Genomic DNA, 1850 nt, shown 5'->3' on the forward strand with positions numbered 1-1850 from the left:
TGCCGCCGATCCGGGAGCCGCCCGCGCGGCGGGCGCCGACGGCGTCGATCTCGTCGATGAAGATGATGGACGGCGCGCGTTTGCGGGCCTCGTCGAAGAGGTCGCGGACGCGGGAGGCGCCGACGCCGACGAACATCTCGACGAAGCCGGAGCCGGTGACGGACAGGAACGGCACCTCGGCCTCGCCGGCGACGGCGCGGGCCAGCAGGGTCTTGCCGGTGCCGGGCGGCCCGACCATGATCACGCCGCGCGGTCCCTTGGCCCCGGCGGCGGCGTACCGCTCGGGGCTGCGCAGGAAGTCGACGACCTCGCTGACCTCCTGCTTCACACCCTCGTAGCCGGCCACGTCGGCGAATCCGGTGGCGGGCCGCTCGGCCTCGATGATCTTCGCCCGGGAGCGTCCGATGGCGCTCAGGCCGCCGGTGACCGAGCGGGCGGCGAGCCGGCCCGACCACAGGAAGAGCCCGCCGAAGACCAGCAGCGGCAGGAACAGCAGCAGCGTGGACCAGAGCGAGCTGCCGCCGGTGCGGCTGCCGGTGACGTCCACGTGCTGGGCGGCGAGGGACTGGCTGAGCTGGGTGGTGTCGAGGGCGGTCGGGATCTGGCTGGTGAAGTGGGTGCCGTCCTTGAGGGTGCCGCTGACGCCGCCGGTGTCCGTCACGTTGACGGTCTTGACCTGGCCGGTGTCGACCCGGCCGACGAAGTCGGAGTACCCGTACTTGGTGCCGGCCGGGCCGGGGGCCTGGACGACGAGCAGCAGGATCAGCGCCAGCAGGGCGCCGACGGGCAGCAGCCAGCGGCGGACGCCCGTCGGCGGCGGGGGCTTGGGCTGCGGCGGCCTGGGCTTGAACGGGCCCGGTGGGTTCGGCCCGGAGTGCGGGTTCGGGCCGGAGCGCGGGTTCGGCGGGGTGGGCGGGTGCCGGGTGGCGCGCAGGCGGATCCGTCCGGTCATCTGCGCTCACCGCCTCTCCGGAGGCGGCCGGGCGGGGGTGACCGCCGGGGCCTCCGTCTCCATGGTCGGACGGGACGGCCCCGGACGGGAGGGGGAAGGGCCCCGCCCGGTCGGTCAGGAGAAGTCGAGCGACCCCGTGCGGGTGCGCTTCAGCTCGAAGAACTTCGGGTACGCGGCCAGCGCCCGGACCCCGTCGAAGATCCGCACCGCGTCCTCGCCGCGCGGGATCGCGGTCAGCACCGGCCCGAAGAAGGCGACGCCGTCCACGTGGATCGTCGGCGTGCCGACCTCCTCGCCGACCGGGTCCATGCCCTCGTGGTGGCTCTTGCGCAGCGCGATGTCGTACGCGGTGCTCCCGGCCGCGTCGGCGAGGTCCTCCGGCAGGCCGGCCTCGGCGAGCGCCTCGCGGATGACCGTCCCGTCGGCCTCGCGGTCCTGGTCGTGCAGGCGGGTGCCGAGCGCGGTGTACAGGTCGCGCAGCACGTGCTCGCCGAAGCGCTCGGCGGCGGCGATGCAGACCCGGACCGGGCCCCAGCCGGTGGTCAGCAGGCGCTCGTAGCGCTCGGGCAGGCCCTCGCGGCCCTCGTTGAGGACGGACAGGCTCATCACGCGGAAGGTCAGGTCGAGCTCGCGCTCGCGCTCGACCTCCAGGATCCACCGGGAGGTGATCCAGGCGAACGGGCAGATCGGGTCGAAGTAGAAGTCAACTTTGGTGGTCACGGTGAGGAGCCTAGGCGCCGAGTGGACCGCTCGACAGAGCCAATTCGATCATGTATGAGTGGTCCACTTGGCCGGCCACGACACTAGGGCGTGTCTTTCGGATCAGGTCGGAGGGCCGCGGCGTCAGGGTGCGTGCATCGCAAGGCGGAGGAGGGAGTCCATGCGGAGCATCGGTGAC

2 protein-coding genes are annotated in these 1850 nt (G+C 73.1%); both read right to left on the reverse strand.

Translation table 11 applies throughout. The annotated features are described in order from the left end of the window. Window positions 1-952, reverse strand: a 952-nt coding sequence (locus AB0O00_RS37575; RefSeq protein ID WP_363659182.1) for an ATP-dependent metallopeptidase FtsH/Yme1/Tma family protein, incomplete at its 3' end; no start/stop codon positions are given. A 114-nt stretch (window positions 953-1066) separates the two neighbouring features. Continuing rightward, on the reverse strand, window positions 1067-1672 hold the full coding sequence (locus AB0O00_RS37580; protein WP_363659183.1) for a disulfide bond formation protein DsbA: 606 nt from the start codon (window positions 1670-1672) through the stop codon (window positions 1067-1069). Window positions 1673-1850 lie beyond the last annotated feature (178 nt).

This window comes from Kitasatospora sp. NPDC093558 (assembly GCF_040683475.1).
GTDB lineage: Bacteria > Actinomycetota > Actinomycetes > Streptomycetales > Streptomycetaceae > Kitasatospora.